Annotated in this window: 14 protein-coding genes; 13 read left to right on the top strand and 1 reads right to left on the bottom strand. The window is 63.5% G+C overall.

The genetic code is table 11. The annotated features are described in order from the left end of the window. Position 1 precedes the first annotated feature (1 nt). Together RCH11_RS05835 and RCH11_RS05830 are read left to right on the top strand one after the other, a co-directional pair. Positions 2 to 943 carry an NAD-dependent epimerase/dehydratase family protein gene (locus tag RCH11_RS05835; RefSeq protein ID WP_327056052.1) on the top strand — a complete coding sequence of 314 codons (942 nt, stop codon included), beginning with the start codon at positions 2 to 4 and terminating at the stop codon, positions 941 to 943. 305 nt (positions 944 to 1,248) lie between these two features. Further along, complete coding sequence (locus tag RCH11_RS05830; RefSeq protein ID WP_327056051.1) at positions 1,249 to 1,740, top strand: hypothetical protein; 492 nt, start codon at positions 1,249 to 1,251, stop codon at positions 1,738 to 1,740. Between the two features lie 202 nt (positions 1,741 to 1,942). Here RCH11_RS05830 and RCH11_RS05825 read toward each other — a convergent pair whose 3' ends face one another. Continuing rightward, positions 1,943 to 2,251 carry a hypothetical protein gene (locus RCH11_RS05825; protein ID WP_327056050.1) on the bottom strand — a complete coding sequence of 103 codons (309 nt, stop codon included), beginning with the start codon at positions 2,249 to 2,251 and terminating at the stop codon, positions 1,943 to 1,945. A gap of 97 nt (positions 2,252 to 2,348) precedes the next feature. Between RCH11_RS05825 and RCH11_RS05820 the strand changes: the two genes are divergently transcribed. The 11 genes from RCH11_RS05820 to RCH11_RS05770 all read left to right on the top strand — a co-directional run bounded on the left by RCH11_RS05820 (position 2,349) and on the right by RCH11_RS05770 (position 17,479). Continuing rightward, positions 2,349 to 2,756, top strand: a complete 408-nt coding sequence (locus RCH11_RS05820) for a hypothetical protein (protein ID WP_327056049.1) — start codon at positions 2,349 to 2,351, stop codon at positions 2,754 to 2,756. A 536-nt stretch (positions 2,757 to 3,292) separates the two neighbouring features. Beyond that, on the top strand, positions 3,293 to 4,378 hold the full coding sequence (gene pstC, locus RCH11_RS05815; protein WP_327056048.1) for a phosphate ABC transporter permease subunit PstC: 1,086 nt from the start codon (positions 3,293 to 3,295) through the stop codon (positions 4,376 to 4,378). Then, a complete protein-coding gene (gene pstA / locus RCH11_RS05810) occupies positions 4,378 to 5,877 on the top strand; it encodes a phosphate ABC transporter permease PstA (protein WP_327056047.1) in 1,500 nt (499 codons plus the stop codon). Before pstC ends, pstA begins: the two co-directional genes overlap by 1 nt. Then, on the top strand, positions 5,874 to 7,655 hold the full coding sequence (locus RCH11_RS05805) for a phosphate ABC transporter substrate-binding protein PstS (RefSeq protein ID WP_327056046.1): 1,782 nt from the start codon (positions 5,874 to 5,876) through the stop codon (positions 7,653 to 7,655). The genes pstA and RCH11_RS05805 overlap by 4 nt, the downstream gene beginning before the upstream one ends. A 10-nt stretch (positions 7,656 to 7,665) precedes the next feature. Continuing rightward, on the top strand, positions 7,666 to 10,359 hold the full coding sequence (locus tag RCH11_RS05800) for a hypothetical protein (RefSeq protein ID WP_327056045.1): 2,694 nt from the start codon (positions 7,666 to 7,668) through the stop codon (positions 10,357 to 10,359). A gap of 120 nt (positions 10,360 to 10,479) precedes the next feature. Next, on the top strand, positions 10,480 to 11,565 hold the full coding sequence (locus RCH11_RS05795) for a hypothetical protein (RefSeq protein ID WP_327056044.1): 1,086 nt from the start codon (positions 10,480 to 10,482) through the stop codon (positions 11,563 to 11,565). 48 nt (positions 11,566 to 11,613) lie between these two features. Continuing rightward, positions 11,614 to 12,957 carry an Ig-like domain repeat protein gene (locus tag RCH11_RS05790; protein WP_327056043.1) on the top strand — a complete coding sequence of 448 codons (1,344 nt, stop codon included), beginning with the start codon at positions 11,614 to 11,616 and terminating at the stop codon, positions 12,955 to 12,957. An 85-nt stretch (positions 12,958 to 13,042) separates the two neighbouring features. Then, positions 13,043 to 14,389, top strand: coding sequence for an Ig-like domain repeat protein (locus RCH11_RS05785; RefSeq protein ID WP_327056042.1), 1,347 nt, complete (start codon positions 13,043 to 13,045; stop codon positions 14,387 to 14,389). Between the two features lie 74 nt (positions 14,390 to 14,463). Further along, a complete protein-coding gene (locus tag RCH11_RS05780; protein WP_327056041.1) occupies positions 14,464 to 15,657 on the top strand; it encodes a WxL protein peptidoglycan domain-containing protein in 1,194 nt (397 codons plus the stop codon). A 137-nt stretch (positions 15,658 to 15,794) separates the two neighbouring features. Then, positions 15,795 to 16,478, top strand: coding sequence for a hypothetical protein (locus RCH11_RS05775; protein ID WP_327056040.1), 684 nt, complete (start codon positions 15,795 to 15,797; stop codon positions 16,476 to 16,478). Next, positions 16,475 to 17,479: a sortase gene (locus tag RCH11_RS05770; RefSeq protein WP_327056039.1), complete on the top strand. Its 1,005-nt coding sequence runs from the start codon at positions 16,475 to 16,477 to the stop codon at positions 17,477 to 17,479. The genes RCH11_RS05775 and RCH11_RS05770 overlap by 4 nt, the downstream gene beginning before the upstream one ends. The last annotated feature ends 9 nt before the right edge of the window (positions 17,480 to 17,488 follow it).

Here is a 17,488-nt window from a genome sequence, read left to right as displayed (position 1 = left end):
CATGAGAATCGCGGTTACGGGGGCGAGCGGCTTCATCGGCGGTGTCATCGCGTCAGCGCTCGCGATGCCGGAGTTCGAACACGAAGTGGTCGGCTACGGACGCACTCCCGGTGGCTGGTCCTATCGAAGTCACGTCGCCGATGCCAGCCACTATCGCATCTGGGACGTGGCCCGCGGCCGACTGCCCTCCGAGACCTCGGTCGATGCGGTCGTGCACTGTGCTGCCCTCGCCGACGACTGGGCGCCTCTCGACGCGGCCATGCGGGTAAACCGGGACGGCACCCGCAACGTCGTGCGCAGTTTCCCCGGGGCACGTATCGTTCATCTCTCCACGTCGAGCGTGTACGACGCTTATCTGCCGACCGTGAACGCTGACGAATCGACGGGGCTGGCCCAGCGATTCCTCAGTTCATATTCGCAATCGAAGGCGGCGGCAGAGGCGGAGTTGATTGGTGCCGACGCCGTAATCCTTCGTCCACATGCCGTCTATGGGCCCGGGGACACGACGCTGTTACCGCGGCTGATCGCGGGTATCCGTCGGGGGAGGCTCACCCTGCCGGAGGGTGCGGCGGTCGATCACACCCTCACCCACATCGACAATCTCGTTGCGGCCGTAATTCTGGCACTCGATCTCACAGCCCCGTCGGGTGTCTTCAACGTGGGCGATGACGCCCCGGTACTGTTGAGCGAGGTGCTCGCGGAACTTCTTGCCAAGAAGGGGCGGTCTGATGTCACGCTGCACCGCATCCCGTACGGCACTGCCTTCGCGCTCGCGTCCGCCGTCGAAGTCGCGCACCGGGTGAGCCGTCGCGGTCGCCCCCGGGTCACCCGGTATGCGGTGAGCCAGCTCGGGCTGGAGCGCACCCTCGACCTGTCCGCGGCGCGGCAGCAGCTCGGCTACCATCCCCGGCCCACGAGCCTGGTCGGCGCGGAGCGCTGGTAGATTCCGCGGTGAAACAGGCGTCACTCGAGCCACCGCCGGGGGAGGCCGTGGGTGACTCACCGTGGCGGCCTGAGGGTAATCACCCTCCCGCCGCTCACCCGGATGCGGGACGGTACCGGCCGCAAGTGGCACCGAAAAAACGCTTGCACTTTGAGAAGTTCACTTCGCTGAAGGTTCAGCGTTGTTTGTTCATCTGCACGCAGGTTGCCGGTAATGATAGTGAGGGTAGGCGTTCAAGCGCGAGCCGTTGACTCCTCTCATGCCCCCCCGAGGGTGCTTACCCGAGCACGGAGGATTTGAAGACGATGACGGTCGGTTCTCGCATAGTCTTTATGCGCTTTGCAACGGCGCGGAGTCCGAAACTCCAGCTCTGGATCGACCACTTCGATCGCGTCGTCGGCCATGGCCCGCTGGTGGTCAACTCCGTGGCCTCGGGCCAGGACGAGTGCATCGTGGTCTGGCACCTTGTCTCCGCTAACAACCGCATGCTTGCCCGTAGCGCCAACCTTTTCGAGCGTTTCGAAGACGCCCAGGCGGATGCTCTCGCCAGGAGCAGCTCCACCGCACCGCGCGAGATCGTGCTGACGAGTCATCAGCGCCGGGGGGAGTACGGCTGGTATTCCCTGCTCGATGGCGAGGTCGAAATGATCTGTGCGCGTTGGTACGGTACAGAGCGGGACCGCCGCAATGCAATCGAGCTCGCTGAGCTGTCGCTGGTCAGCTCCCACCTGGCTGCGGGTGCCCGCCCGATTGATCCAGGGGTTCGCCGAGGACAGCATGAGCACGTCGCCCTCTGACTTCGCGACGGAGCAGTACAGCGGCTGAGGGCGAATCAACGAAGTCTGTTTTTATATCGTTATGGACACGAACTGAGGCGCTCAGTCGGGCCCATTCCTCAGCCCGACAGATTGGTCGGACCAGGGGTCTGCCAGAGCTCGTCTCCTGGCGCCTAGTCAGAAATATTAGCGCTCCGTCGCACGATTCACGTTGCAGAGCGTCTCAGAACACCGATCCCTCAGCGGGGATCAAGTTGATGCATGCGGCGCCAGTCGGAATCCGAGATATCCCAGAACCACCCAGACGCTCGCCATTCTGGGTCACCTGGATCGAGCAGTCTGACAGAGTCACTCCGGTTCCGGCGGTGAAGCCGAAGGAATGCGATGCCCATCCGGTGAACTGCTTGCCATTGGTTTGCGCGTCGTGCGGGAGTCCAATACTGACCGCGCCCTTCCCCGCGCTGGCAAAGTACTTATCGAGCCGGCACTGCGCCGATCCATCAGCGCCACTGGCCTCGGAAAGAAAGCTCATGGAGGCAATAGGTACTTTCGTCGCTGAGGGCTGCAGATTGATCCGAGCATCGGCTGGCCATTCGCCCGAGGATGACACCGCAGAGACATTTACCCGAGTGAAACTCCATCTGTCGGTGGCGAATGTCGCCGGGGAGATCACTTGTCCGCACGCCGAGATGAGGGCGTCAGGGACGGTGCGAGAGCCGATGTCGTCGACCGGCACGGATTGGCGTACCCGCATTTCCACTGCCATCTTCGAACCGTTGGCTGCCAAGGCAACGGCCTTGATCACCATGGTTGCGTCGGGCGCGACCGGACCGAGCGAGAAATCCTGGCTTGACGGTGACGGTGACGGTGACGGTGACGCTGAAGTTGGAGACGGCGAGTGTGACGAAGCGACCATGCTCAGCACTGGTGAGCACCCTCCCAAAAACAATATGGCGAGGATCGAGGTAAGCGCGGGCAAAGATTTCATTTTTGGGAACCTAGGTCATGTGAATGAACACGAAAGTACACGCGTGTGAACAAGCGCTAAAGCACCACCACCCTTGACGTTCGGCTGCGATCGCATCAGATCATGAACGAGCATCAGCCGGGCCAAACTGCAGTGATGGATGCTGCCGAGACGATCTCTCTTTGGACCCGCTCTCGCTGGGCGCAAGCGCCTGGAATCTAGCCGTGAGTGGGGGGTGCCCACTTTCTCCTTCCTCTCGGTTCCTTTCGGTGACAGAACGGGTTTTTCGGTGCCAGCACGGCTGAAACCTCCGACACACACTGTTCACCTCTCGTCAGGTTGGCGTACGTGTGCGCGAGGTGCGTGGTTAGGGATTGGCACTTTTACTAAGCCTGCCCCTTTCGGGGGTGCTACCCGAGTAAGAAAGCAGCCATCCCGTGTCGGTTGACCCCCGCAGTTTTTTCCTGAAGCTTCCCGAGAGAGAAAGCCCGATGTTCGCGCCCCGGATGTCGCGGCGCTCACACCTACGGTTTTGTGGGGATCCCGTAAATCCGAGCGCATCACTGCCGTCGGGCGCCCCCCTGTCGGGCGTCCTAGTCGTGGCGGGTGCTCGTGTCCTCTAGCAAGAGCAACTCCACAGCGGTCGTGGCCGACGAATCGAACCTCGACACAAACGGCACTCGAACCGAGCTCATCGGGTCACCGGTGACGGCCTCTCCTGACACGCCACGACGCCTCATCTCTGCGAGCGACGGGCCGGATATCGCATTCCGATGGATTGCGCGAGGCAGCGGCACGATTGTGGTCACAGTCATGTCTCTCGTGGGCTTGTTCCTGCTTTACCAGGGCTTCCAGGCGCTCCAAGTGGCCGGTCCCTCGTTTCTCACCGAACAGTCGTGGGACCCGAACTCGGGCAAGTTCGGCATTGCCGCCGTGCTCGCTGGCACATTCTTCATTGCGCTCACCGCCATCGCGTTCGCACTCCCGCTCTCGCTTGGCACTGCGCTGTACATCAGTGAGTACGCACCAGCCAAAATTAAGAGTGCCCTCGTGACGGTGGTGGACCTCATGGCCGCTGTTCCCAGCGTGGTCTATGGACTGTGGGGCGTCTTCTTCCTCAGCGGCGCCATCCTCCCGGTCTCCCAGTGGATTTCCACCTACCTCGGGTGGATCCCGATCTTTGCAGTCAACGGGTTCGACGTGAGCGATCCACTCGCAAGCCCAACTGCATTCGCGGCATCCACCTTTATCGCAGGTATCGTCGTCGCGCTAATGGTGGCGCCCATCACGAGTTCGATCATGCGCGAGGTGTTCACCCAAGCGCCCATGGGTGAGCGCGAGGGGGCACTCGCCCTCGGTGCCACCAAGTGGGGCATGATCTCGAGCGTCGTGCTGCCCTTCGGCCGCGGAGGCATCATCGGTGGAACCATGCTGGGCCTCGGACGCGCGTTGGGGGAGACGATCGCTGTCTTCCTGATCATCTCGCCGGTGTTCGTGATCCAGCCACACATTCTCGAGAAGGGCGCCAACTCGATCTCGGCGCTGATCGCCCTGCGTTACAACGAGGCCTCCAAGTTCGAGATCTCGGCGCTGATGGCGGCCGGGCTCTCCCTGTTCGTGATAACGCTGATCGTCAATTTCATCGCCTCAACAATCATCGGTCGAAGCCGATCCGGAAACGAGACCAACTGATGACTACCGTGCTCGACAGGCCGTCGACGGGTGCAGCAGCACCGGCTCCAGGGGAAATGAAAGAGGGTCGGCGCACCTGGATCCCAGTGGGAACGCCACCCCCCGCATCCGAACCACGCCGGTCGACCGCCACCATTCGAACGGTCGATGTCATCCGCCTCTTCGGCTCAGCATTCGCGTCTATCGGCTTCACCGCGTGGCTGTTCTTTTACGCATTGCCGCTCCAGGGACAAATCGGCTTCGTTCTCGTGGCGTATGTCATTTTTCTATTGCTCTTCGGCATCCTCACCGCATTTGATGAGAACAGCCAGACGGTTCGAGACCGCATAGTCGCCGTTTTCGTCAATTCGCTCGCGTTCCTCTTGCTCCTCGCGCTGTTCTCCGTCGTCATCTACACCGTCGGTCGTGGGCTTGGGCCGCTGGGCCATCTCAACTTCTTCACGCAGGACATGAGTAATGCCGGGCCGCTTGATCCGCTGACTAGCGGCGGAGTCATCCACGCTGTTCTCGGCACGCTGATCATGATCACGATTGCGCTCGCCATCAGCATTCCGCTCGGCCTGCTTACGGCCGTTTTCCTCAGCGAGTTTCCCGGTCGCTACGCCCGTTTTGTTCGCACGGTAGTCGAAGCCATGACCGCCCTGCCCTCTATCGTCGCCGGCCTGTTCATCTACGCGACGATCATCGTATTCCTGGGCTTCAACCGGTCTGGCTTCGCGGCATCCCTTGCCATCACCGTGATGATGCTGCCGATCATCATCCGATCGGCGGATGTCGTATTGCGTCTCGTTCCCGGAAACCTCAAGGAGGCAGCGCGCGCGCTGGGCGCTTCCACCTGGCGCACGGTGTGGACGGTCACCCTGCCGACCGCGCGCTCCGGCTTGACCACCGCGATCATCCTCGGCACAGCCCGCGGAATCGGCGAGACCTCGCCCGTACTTCTTACTGCGGGGGCGACGACGTTTCTCAACGTCAACCCGTTCAGCGGACCGATGACCTCGTTACCCCTGACGACGTTCACATTTGTCAAGTCACCCGAGAACAACATGATCGCCCGGGGTTTCGGCACCGCCGCCGTGCTCATGGTGCTCGTGCTGCTGCTGTTCGCTTTGGCGCGGGCGATCGGCGGCCGCGGACCCGGCGTGCTGAGCGCCCGGCAGCAGCGAGCCAGAGTACGGCAGTCCCGCGACGATGGATACCGATACCGTGCCCGTGACCTGGGGGTGCCGGCCTCGGCAGTGCGTCGAGGCACTCCGCTCTTGTCCGGTCCGGTCGCGACAGTGCCCTCCGATTCCGCGGAGGCCATCGCGCCGCGGGCCCGGGCCGCGCGCGAGTGGCCGTGGCAGCAAATCAACCGCCGCCGTCTCGCGTCGCCGGCCGTCGCCGTGAAGCGGATTCACGGGGTCGCTCAACGCCCCACAGGAGGGCCGGCCGAATCGGGATCAATTCCACCGGCACCCGGTAGCTCAGAGCCAACCAGAAAGGACTCAGACGCGTGAGCAATTCGCAGTCCTGTGTCAGCAGGGGGATACTACGCGGCTTCCGCACCATCGTGATTGTTGCGCTCGTGGCCATGATCGGCAGCGCGCCTTCTCTCGTCGCTGCCTCGAGCGCGACCGCAGCGATCGGCACGACCTACTACCCGGTTGCGGGAGCCGGATCCACCTGGTCGGCCAACGCCCTGCAGCAGTGGATCCGCAACGTGTTCGACAACTACCGGTGGAAGGTCACCTTCGACGACAGCGGATCGTCGGCTGGTCGGCAGCTCTTCTCGCAGGGCACCGTTGACTTCGGCGTGTCCGAAATCCCGTACCAGCTGGCCGGCAGCGATAGCCCGGACCCGCGACCGACCCGTCAATTCGCCTATGTACCGATCGTGGCCGGTGGCACAGCTTTCATGTACAACCTCGTGATCGGCGGTCAGCGCGTGACGAACCTGCGGTTGTCCGGCGTGGTCCTGGCCAAAATCTTCACGGGCGTGATCACTAAGTGGAATGACCCGGCGATAGCCGCCGACAACCCCAAGCTCGCACTACCGGGGGTGGGAATCGTACCCGTGGTGCGATCGGATGGATCGGGCACGACGGCGCAATTAACCAGCTGGATGCGCGCGACGTATCCAGCCATCTGGAATGCGTATTGCGCGAAAGCGGGTCGCGCAAACTGCGGGATCACCTCGAATTATCCCATCGTCTCGGGCACGGCCTTCATCGGCCAGCAAGGTTCCAACGGCGTAGCCGGTTTCGTCGCGCAGTCCAAGTCCGTCGGCTCGATTACCTATGTCGAGGATTCATACGCCCTCAATGCGCGTTTCCCGGTAGCCAAGGTGCTCAACTCCGCAGGCTATTACACCGAGCCCACCGCATCGAATGTCGCTGTCTCGCTCCTCGCTGCGGTGATCAATAAAGACTCCAATTCGCCCGATTATCTGACAGCCAACCTGAGCGGCGTCTACGGCAATGCCGATCAGCGGACGTACCCGCTGTCGTCATACTCCTACATGATCGTGCCGACCGCCTTGGAGGGAAGTTTTACCGAGAATAAGGGCCTGACGTTGGCTGATTTCGCCTCCTACTTCCTCTGCGAGGGTCAGCAGCAGGCTGAGGTCCTCGGCTACTCGCCGCTGCCCATCAACCTCGCCCAGGCGGGTCTGGAGCAAATACAGAAGATTCCCGGCGGCAATCCGAAGAACAAGAACGTCAGCAGTTGCAACAACCCCACCTTCTCGCCCGATGGCACCAACAAAGTGGCCAATGATGCTCCGCAGCCTCAGGCCTGCGACAAGCAAGGCTCTGACCAGTGCCTCACCGGCACGGGCGGAGCGGCGGATGTGGTGACGGCCGGGTCCAGCGCAACTGGCGGCGTTGGGTCGACCGGAGCGAAGGCAGGAAGTACCGCAAGCGCAACAAGCGCGACCGAAGCCGCTCTCTCCACCGGAGCGGTCAGCACCAGCGGTGAAGCCGTGGGTTTGTCGAGCGCCAGTGGGGGTACGCCGGTGATCGCGGGCGTGCCGTTGAACATCCCCGGTCGAGGGATTCTTGTGCCCACAGTGCTTCTCATGACGCTAGCGGCAGTCGGCGTCCTCCTTGTGATGTTGCTGCCGCCGATACTGGCCCGTCGCCTGTCTACCGCGGCTCCTGCCGGACCACGCCGCGCGCGACGACCGTCTCGCATTCCGGAGATGTTTGGCGCGGCCGAGGTCAAAAATCCAAACGTTAAGGTTCGTGACTTCTTCAGGAAACGTGGTCGTGCAGTTCTCCAACGAAAGGACTCATAACGTCATGACCATGTCGACACCGCCCCGGGCCAAGCGCAAGCAGGGCTTCGGCATGCGCCCCTCTCGGGTCTCCGCGATCATGTGCCTGATGCTCCTGGCGGGACCGCTGCTCTCGCTCACTTCGCAGACGTTGCCTGCTGCCGCTGCTGCGGCCTCGGCCAGCCTGGACGTGAAATGGACCGCCGACACCTCGGCGGCCTCCACTTTCCAGCCGGCCCGGTCAATGACGAGCCCCCACTACCCCGAGTTCAAAAACCTCGCGATCAACGTCTCGCAGACGACCGGGTTGATCGATCAAGCCGTACGGGTCTCCGTCACAGGCTTTGCAGGCACCGTGTCATCGCCTGATTACGGTAACAACGTCAAAAACTATATTCAGGCGATGCAGTGCTGGGGCGATCCGGCCGCTGCTGACTTCCGCCAGACGTGCCAGTGGGGCGGTAGATCCGGTTCTGGAAACAACGGTCTCGGCAGCTCCGTCTATCCGGACAATGCGCTGCGTGTCGCGCAGATCGACAACAACCCCTACAACCCGACGACCTTCGACGTGCCGTTCGCGACTTTTGACGGCACCGTCTACACCGGAAAGAACCAATTCGTTACGGTCGACGGCAAGAGGGTCGTCAAGAACGCGCTGCTCGACGTTCTCGACCCGACCACGACGAACGAGATAACCAGCGCTCGCGTCGCGGCCGATGGAACAGGGACCTTCGACTTCGAGACCCAGAGCGCCGACCAAGCTCCCCAGTTGGGCTGCGGGCGTGAGGGTCACCTGCGATGCTGGCTCGTCGTCGTGCCGCGCGGCACCATCTTCGGCGGCGATGGAGCCCAGTGCAGCAGCTTGCTCGATCCGGACGCCGGATCTGTGCCCTACGCAAAGGGCCGTCCGAACTCCTACCAGGGAGGCAGTCCGATCAACCCGAAGTGCGACTACTGGGACAACCGGATCGTCGTCCCACTCGACTTCGTGAAGACCGGCACCGGTTGCGTCGTCGGCAGTTCCGAGGTCAAGGTCATCGGCTCGCAGCTGATGGTCGGGGCGATGAGCTCGTGGCAGCCTGACCTGTGCCGCTCGCTCAACACCACCTACAGCTTTTCGACGAACTCCGACGCGGTGGCGCGAGCGCAAATCCTGGACGGATTGGCTCCCGTTGGTTTCAGTGGACTCCCGCTGAGCGCGGGAGGTCTCGACAACGATCAGGATCGTCAGACACTGGCGAAGACAAAACTTGTCTACGCTCCGGCGGCGATCTCGGGTGTCGTGATCGCTTTCAATGCCGAGTTCGGAAACGGCAGGCAAGAACACATGGTGTTGTCGCCCCGTTTGATGGCCAAGCTTCTCACCCAGTCATATCCGTTCACCGTGCCGACCAGCAGTTCCGATCCGGCCAAGAACATCGCGCATCTGCCCGCGCAGAACCAGAAGACCACGTTTCTCTACCTGGACCCCGAGTTCGTGGCACTCAACCCGACGAACTACCTCCAGTTCATCCGCACGCCGTCTCTCGTACTCCCCGGCCCGTCGGGGGCGGACGCTCTTCGCCAAGTATGGCGATGGATTCAGGCCGACGCCGACGCGGTCAGCTTCCTCAACGGGGCGCCGGCTCCCGGGGGAATGACGGTCAACCCCTATTACCTCCCCTTGGGCAACGCCGCCGCCAAGGTGCCGACTTTCGACGAGAACGGCGAGTTCATCGTGGATGCCAACGGCAACCGTGTGATGCGGGATGTCGGTCAGACCAACATCGACGGAACTCCGCAGAGCCTGTCGACGGCCCCGCTGGACGTGCTCCCGAAAGACGACGAGAGCAAGGTTCCGTTGAAGCTCACCGGGGAGCGTTCGCGCTTCGACTCGCTGCAGTTCGCGCCCTACACCGACAGTCTGCTCAGCGGAGCCCGACAGGCCTTTCGCGCCAACACCAACTCACGAACCTCCTGGGACCCGTCGAAGATCAATTCGGCCGGTGAGATCGGGGACTGGGTGGGTAGCGGAGCCCAATCGCCGGGGCAGAAGTTCATCGTCACCATCACGGACAGCCCCTCGGCGATTCGCTACGGCCTGAGCACGGCGACCCTGCAGCTGCCCAACTCGACAGAGCGGGTCGACCCGTCGTCGGATCGATTTGCCGCGTCGTTGACGGCGCTCGAGCCCACTGCGCTCGATACGGTGAAGCAGGTCGACCCGAGCAAGGTCACCGGCGACGGATACCCGCTCACGATGGTGACTTACGCGATGGTGAACCTCACAAAGAGCACAGGGAGCAGCCGGACGAGCGTCGCTTCCATGCTCAGCAAGGTGACGACATCCGGCCAGGTCTCGGGTTCGGCGCTCGGACAGCTTCCCGCGGGATACCTTCCCCTGACGAGCACCCTTCTCGGGCAGGCGGAACAGACCATTACTTCGATCAAGAACTACGTCCCCACCGCAACGACATCATCCTCAAAACCCGCGGAATCAAGCGGCGGGATTGCGCAGGATACCTACGAAGCCAGTCTCCCGGCGGGCACCGTCGGCACAGCCACGGCAGCGCAAGCGGCAGGCACGCCTTCGGTGACGCCGGGCGTGGACAAAGCAAACGATTCCCTCACGGCAGCCTCGAGCGTTTCGACGATTCCCAGCAACGCCTTGGCGGTCGCGCTGGTGTTCGGACTGCTCGGACTCCTGATTGCACCTCTCTTCTTCCGGGGAAGGCGTGCGATCTGACACAGATTTCCTTCGGGATTTTCACCGCTCCGTCCCGAGAGAAAGTCCAGTTCCGAAAGCTGGGGTGGCAATCAGGTCCAATTGGGCCGTATACAGGGGCATCGTAAAAAAGGTTGGAAAATGCACAAGAACACCAAACTGCGCCTCGGCGCGGTTGCTTCGCTCGCAATTGCGGCGATCGCATTCGGCGCTTTGCCCGCCCAGGCAGACCCGACAACACCGCCCTTCCCGACCCTTGCGGGTGCCGGATCGGACACCACGCAGGACGTCGTCGGCGGTTTGACCACCCTCGCCCCGACTGTTGTTGGCTCGTGGAACGCCGTCGGCAGCGCGACCATTCAGACGAAGTCCGGGGGCCCTGCCTTCCAGCGTCCGAACGGTTCGGGAGACGGCGTCTATGCCCTGAGCATGTCCGCCGGAGCCGGAACCGGACTGTATAACTCTGTCAACATCGCCGGCCAACTGGACTACGCGCGCAGTTCCTCCGGCCCGTCGTCGTCCTACGTCGGCAGCGACCTCACGTATATCCCGTTCGCGATCGACGCCGTAACATACGCGTACAACGGTGCGAGCACGTTCCCGACCGACGTGCCGCTCGGCGACACGACCAACGATGGGACCGTCGCCTTCACGTTGCGCAATGTCTACAACTGCCGAGTCACGACCTTCCCCGATGCCGCCGGCAACGACGTCACGATCGTTCCGCTGCTTCCGCAGGCGGGATCAGGCACGCGTTCCTACTGGGAGGGCCAGGTCGGTCTCACCGACACAGCTCTTCCCACCTGCGTCACGAGCCGCAACAACACGGTGGAAGAGCACGACGGCCGCGCGCTGACTGGCGCCGGTGACATCATGCCCTACTCGATTGGGCAGTACATCGCCCAGGGTCGCTACTCGGCAATCACCACCTCCACGGTGGTCGAGCGTCGCGGAAACGCCGTCCTCGGCAAGGTCGGAACGAAAAGCCCGTTCTCGCTGACCGGCACGACCCTCACTCTCAACGCGACTTTCCCGATCAAGCGCACCGTCTACAACGTTGTCCAGACCTCGCGTCTTGCTGAGACGGCGATTGCGAACACCTTCGTGGGCGGCTCCTCGACCGTCTGCGGTACCGCGGGCCAGGCGGTCATCAAGTCGTACGGCTTCGCCGTTGCGAGCAACTGTGGTGTCACATCCATCGTCGGTGGCTACCGCACCGCCAAGTAACTCTCCCTCTCAATCGATTCAACCCACATCACAAGAAAAGGAAAGACAATGAATACCCCCAAAAGAATCGCAGCGGCCATGGTGGTCGGGGCGGTCATGCTCGGTAGCGTCGGTGTCGCCCAGGCTGCCGAGGCAGCCGTCGTCCCGGGCGGCACCATCACGTTGACGCCGTCCTCTGGAACCATTGCCAGCGACCCGTTCCTGACGGGGCTCGCCGTGAACCAGGCGTGCCCGGCCGGCTACCAGGTCGCCAGCTCCACCTCTGTCGTACAGGGCACCATCAACTTCAACATATCCAACCTTCGCACCTCCACTGCCACGAACGTGGGCAACATCTATGGAGACTGGGGCTTCGGTGCCAACCCGATCTCCATCGACCGGAGCGGTTCGCCTACTAACGACTACGTCAGCAATCTCCCGCTCTCCGCGGCTGGTCTGGCCGATGGCAATTTCGAACTGCGGGTGTACTGCTTCGCCAGTGCGACGATTACGAACTCGACGGCCAAGGCCAGCTCGCCGTACTTCTCGCTGACTCTCAACCAGCTCAACGGGAACTGGTCTGCACCGGTCCCTGTTATTCAAACCACCACCTCCCTCACGGCTAGCGCCTCGGGCACCTCGGTGACCCTCAGTGCAACCGTCAAGAAGTCGAGCGACCTCACGGCACCGGCAACCGCCGCCGCCGGAACCGTCTCGTTCTTCGAGGGTGCAACCCAGGTCGGCATGACCCAGACCGTGGCCTCCGGCCAAGCGTCCGTCTCGCTGACCGCTGTCGCCAACGGTGCGCACACCTACACCGCTGCATTCACCCCGTCCAACACGGTGTACTTGGCGTCGACCTCGGGCTCCTCTTCGGTCAGTATCGGCGCACTCATCGCGCCGACAGACACCGCTGCGGTTCCCGTGGGAGTGACCTTCAATATTGCTGCGGCCACGAATGGTGGCGTGTTGCAGTTGACGAGTCACGACTCGATCGTTGCGCTGAATACGGCGACGGTCAGCGGCACCACGTTCAACGCCTCGGGCACGCTGAACGCGGTTGTGGATGACTCGCGCCAGGCCGGTTCGCCGGACTGGAACCTCACCGGTGTGATGGCGGACTTCACGGCCCCGGCTGTGGGAACCGCTCCGGCCAGGACGCTCAGTGCCAAGTACCTCGGATGGAACCCCACGGTGACTGCCGGCAGTGTCGGTAGCGCGGGTGCGGTTGTTCTTCCGGCCCCCGGTTCGCCCAGTGGCCTGAAGACCTCTAGCCAGCTGTCTTACGGTTCGACGTCGGCTGCTGACCCGCAGGTCACCACCACCACGGTGGCGGCACTGCTGCAGTTGAAGGCTCCGAAGAACACCGCCGCGGGTAACTACGCCGGCGTGCTCACCCTGACGCTCATCTAGTCAGGTAGCTCAACCAGCTAGGTAGCTCAACTGGGCGGGTTGGGTCGGCTTCGGTCGGCTCAACCCGCCTCCTTCCCGTTTGTCGGTGCCCCCCTCACCGAGCACCACGCTCGACCAACCTCGGAGCGCAACCCTCATGAAGTCCCTTGGGATCGTCATCGGCATCGCCCTCGCCGCGACCCTCACTCTCGTGCCCGTCGCAGCCCGGGCCGACATCAACTTTGGCACTGGCAGTGTGGTCATCACGCCCACGAGTGGCAACGTCAACACCGACACGGTGTTTCTCACGAGCATCGCGACCAGAGGTGGCGATGCCACCGCCACTACCGGCGCCACCTATGTGTTCCAGAACGGCGTGAATATGGGTGTGATCTCCGCCACCCGCACCCCGAATACCCCGTCTCGCTATGGCACATTCGGATTCGACGGACTGAACGCCTTCGCCGACCGCTCGGTCGCGGCCGCCAACCCCTACGTGAGTGACAGGCTGCTCAACTCCACCGCTGTGAGTCTCACGTCCGGCGCGTTCGAGCTGCGGTACTACTGGTCCGGGTCAGTTGCGAACCTCGACCTCGATTCGTACGTCACTCTGCCCATGACCTACAACGCATCCTCGGGTGCCTGGGCTGTGCTGCCCGAGCCCAGCCCGACGACCCTGTCGCTCACAGCGAGTGCGTCCGGAACTGCGGTGAGCCTCACCGCAACCATCAGGCTGCTCGACACGGCAGCGGTTGCCTCCACGGCCAGCGGTTCGATCGTGTTCACCGAGGGTTCGGTCACTGTCGCTACCGTTCCGGTTTCCGGCGGCGGCGCCACCGCGGCGCTCGCGAACGTTGCGGCAGGCTCACACACCTATGCCGCCGAGTACGTGCCCGACTACTCGTTCACCTTCTCGGCGTCCACCTCGGCGGATGCCTCGGTGACAGTCAGCGCCGGTAGTGGCATCGGAGTGACCTTCAATATTGCTGCGGCCACGAACGGTGGCGTGTTGCAGTTGACGAGTCACGACTCGATCGTTGCGCTGAATACGGCGACGGTCAGCGGCACCACGTTCAACGCCTCGGGCACGCTGAACGCGGTTGTGGATGACTCGCGCCAGGCCGGTTCGCCGGACTGGAACCTCACCGGTGTGATGGCGGACTTCACGGCCCCGGCTGTGGGAACCGCTCCGGCCAGGACGCTCAGTGCCAAGTACCTCGGATGGAACCCCACGGTGACTGCCGGCAGTGTCGGTAGCGCGGGTGCGGTTGTTCTTCCGGCCCCCGGTTCGCCCAGTGGCCTGAAGACCTCTAGCCAGCTGTCTTACGGTTCGACGTCGGCTGCTGACCCGCAGGTCACCACCACCACGGTGGCGGCACTGCTGCAGTTGAAGGCTCCGAAGAACACCGCCGCGGGTAACTACGCCGGCGTGCTCACCCTGACGCTCATCTAGTTGTCCAGTTGTCGACTCGTTGCCGTATATCCCCCGTTAACCATCCGCTCGCTTTCACCTGATTGGCTCCCCCAATGCCCCGAACTCCCGCAGCCATTTCTGGCCTCGTCGCCCTGGCTCTCGCGCTGGCGCCCCTCGCATTAGCCGTTCCGAGCGCCTCGGCCAGCTCACCCGTCGCCGCAGCCGGAGCCGACATCACGTGGAGTATCGCACCGTCTCCGACCGCGAAGGGTGCCCGCAGCCTGTTTGACTATTCGGTCGGCCCCGGTACCCAAATCGTCGACAGCGTTGATGTGACCAACTCGAGCGCAGTCCCGGCGGAATTTCTCATCTACGCCACCGATGCCATCAACGAGCAGGCGACCGGCGCATTCAGCCTGCTCAAGCGCGACGTCAAGCCGACCGACCTGGGCTCGTGGGTCACCACGAAGAGTGACCGGGTAACGATTCAGCCCAAAACCAAGGCGACGATCCCGTTCAACCTGCTGATCCCTTCGGATGCCACCCCGGGCGACCACGCGGCCGGAATCGTGGCATCCGTGCTTTCCACCGGCACCAGTAAAGGATCGACCGTCACGCTCGAGCAGCGCGTCGGAACGCGCATGTACCTCGCTGTATCGGGGGAGCGGGTGCCCGGCGTGGCGGTGGCGGGCGTGACTTCCGGATTCGCCGCCTCCCTCAATCCGTTCGCGCCCGGTGACATGACCGTCGGCTACGACGTGCGCAACAGCGGCAACACCCGCCTCGATGTGACGAACACCGTGAGTATCGCCGGGCCGTTCGGAATCCCGCTCGGCACTTTTGCGCCCAAGCCCCTCACCAACCTTTTGCCACGCCAGACCGTGCACTACGAGGCGAAGGTGCCGGGCGTGGTCGCACTGCTGTTGGCGTGGTCGACCGTGACGGTGTCGCCGGGCGAGGTCGGTACAGCGGGCAAGAAACCGGGCAGCCAGATGCAAAATCCCAGCGCTACTCCTAGCGCATCGGCTACTGCCAAACCGTCAGCGGTGCCCTCGGCGGCATCCACACCGGCGGCTGCGAGTGGAGTTGCCAAGGCTGGCGGTTACACGCCGGTGTCATCCACAGTGATGGCCGCCGCGATCTCCTGGTCTTCCCTTGCTCTGTTCGTGTTGGTGCTCGCTGCCGCCTTCCTGGTTTGGCGTTATGTCACAGGAACACGCGAACGCTTCTACCAAGCGATCGATGAGGCTTTCGTCTCCGCACGTGAGGAGGCGCTGGGCGCTAGCGCAGCGCAGGTCGCCAAGTGACGTTCTCGCTCCGGGCGATCCGCGCTGGCCTCGGTGCCGCAATCGTCGTCAGCGCGATAGTCAGCCCTTTCGCCGGTGCAGCCCAGGCTGATCCGTGCCCCAGTTCGACTTCGACGACGACGGGGAATGAATCGAGCGTGACCCTCGTAATTCCAGAGGAGAATGCCACCCCAGCACCCAGCGCCTGCCCCACGGCGTCGACGCCTCCCGATTCGACCGGGGGTTCGGACGGGTCCGGAGGTTCCGGGGGCTCCGCAACGCCCGGGGGCTCAGGAGGTTCTCTGAGCGGTACCGGTACAAAGGGCGGTGTTTCCACAGCGACATCGGGCTCGGTGGCAGGCCCGCCCGCGACCACCACCGCGCCGCAGAGCACGAACAGTTCCTCCGACGGGTCCGTGCAGGAAGCTCCCCGTTTGACCCTCGACCGTACCTCGGTCGCCCCCAACCAGTGGATTCTCGCCACCGGTGACAGTTACACCGCCGCTGAGCGGGTGCATTTCGTACTCTTTCCTCGGGCGGTGGACCTTGGCACCTTCACCGCGGACGCGTCTGGTCACATCACGGCCCGGTTCCGCATCCCCGCGGACACCCGCCCCGGAGCCCACACCGTCGAGGCGACCGGAGTCAGCTCGCACTATGTGCGCAACGCACCGATCACCGTCGTCTCGGTCGGCTTCGCCGGGAATCTGCCCTATCGCTGGTGGATTGGAATCGTGGTCGGCGCGGTTCTCCTCGGACTTCTCGCGCTCGTCCTGTACTTCAGGCGCTCCATCGCGGGCTGGTTTGCCCCGTCCACGCCAGCGACGGGATTCGTGTCATGACTTCCACTATTGATCGCCAACCCCCGCCGCTAACCGGAGCTCCCGTGATCGCCCCCGGAAGGTCGGGTAGTGGGCGGCCCCCCTCCAAGGGCCTGCCAATCTGGCTGCGAACCCCTCCTCGCAATCCTCGGCCGCAGCGTCCGGCACCAACCACTCGCGAGATCCGCTGGTGGGTGGGCGTGGTCTGGCTGCTGGTCTCGACCCTGCTACTCGGATTCGTCGCGCACGTGACCGTCGTCGGCGGATTACAGCACGCACGAGCCCAATACGTGCTGTACCAGCAGCTTCGCACCGACCTGGCGCTCGCGACTGCGCCCCTCGGCCAGCTCGACGTGAACAGCAAGCTGGTGGCCAATGGCACTCCTATCGGCCTGATGACCGTCGCCCGTCTCGGTATCAACGAGGTCGTTGTGCAGGGCACCCGGCCGGGCGACCTCACGGCCGGACCGGGGCACCGTCGCGACACGGTATTGCCGGGACAGATGGGCACGAGCATCGTGATGGGCCGCCAGGCCACCTACGGCGGTCCATTCGGCGGTCTCAGCAGTGTCGTACCCGGCGACCGGATCATGTTCACGACGGGCCAGGGTACGAGCGAGTTCACGGTCTTCGGCATCCGTCGAGAGGGAGACCTGCAGCCCGAGGCGCTGAAGGCTGGCAAGGGTCGCCTCGAGCTGGTGACCGCGGACGGCATCCCGCTCGCACCATCCGGGGCCCTTCACATCGACGCGTCCCTGACCAGCAAGGTGTTCACCGCGCCCACCCCGTCGTTCACCAAAGAAGTGCTCGACCCCAGCGAGCTGGCAATGGCGTCGGACGAATCCGGTTGGTTCGTAACCCTGTTTTGGCTCACTTGGCTGACCATCGCCGTCGTTGCCTTGCGGTGGGTGCGCTCGCGATGGGGCATGTGGCAAACATGGATCATTTCCCTGCCAGTGTTGCTGGCCCTCGGTGGCGCCACCGCCGGTGCCGCAATAACGAATCTCCCGAACCTGCTTTAGCCCGACCCG

The organism is Glaciihabitans sp. GrIS 2.15, assembly GCF_035984695.1.
In the GTDB taxonomy this organism is placed as follows: domain Bacteria; phylum Actinomycetota; class Actinomycetes; order Actinomycetales; family Microbacteriaceae; genus Lacisediminihabitans.
This window is presented reverse-complemented; position numbering and strand designations above follow the sequence as displayed.

Excerpts from the sequence above, each read along its gene's own strand:
- RCH11_RS05835 (WP_327056052.1), top strand. The coding sequence starts at position 2 with ATGAGAATCGCGGTTACGGGGGCGAGCGGCTTCATCGGCGGTGTCATC.
- RCH11_RS05830 (WP_327056051.1), top strand. The coding sequence starts at position 1,249 with ATGACGGTCGGTTCTCGCATAGTCTTTATGCGCTTTGCAACGGCGCGG.
- RCH11_RS05825 (WP_327056050.1), bottom strand. The coding sequence starts at position 2,251 with ATGAGCTTTCTTTCCGAGGCCAGTGGCGCTGATGGATCGGCGCAGTGC.
- pstA (WP_327056047.1), top strand. The coding sequence starts at position 4,378 with ATGACTACCGTGCTCGACAGGCCGTCGACGGGTGCAGCAGCACCGGCT.
- RCH11_RS05800 (WP_327056045.1), top strand. The coding sequence starts at position 7,666 with ATGTCGACACCGCCCCGGGCCAAGCGCAAGCAGGGCTTCGGCATGCGC.
- RCH11_RS05795 (WP_327056044.1), top strand. The coding sequence starts at position 10,480 with ATGCACAAGAACACCAAACTGCGCCTCGGCGCGGTTGCTTCGCTCGCA.
- RCH11_RS05790 (WP_327056043.1), top strand. The coding sequence starts at position 11,614 with ATGAATACCCCCAAAAGAATCGCAGCGGCCATGGTGGTCGGGGCGGTC.
- RCH11_RS05780 (WP_327056041.1), top strand. The coding sequence starts at position 14,464 with ATGCCCCGAACTCCCGCAGCCATTTCTGGCCTCGTCGCCCTGGCTCTC.
- RCH11_RS05770 (WP_327056039.1), top strand. The coding sequence starts at position 16,475 with ATGACTTCCACTATTGATCGCCAACCCCCGCCGCTAACCGGAGCTCCC.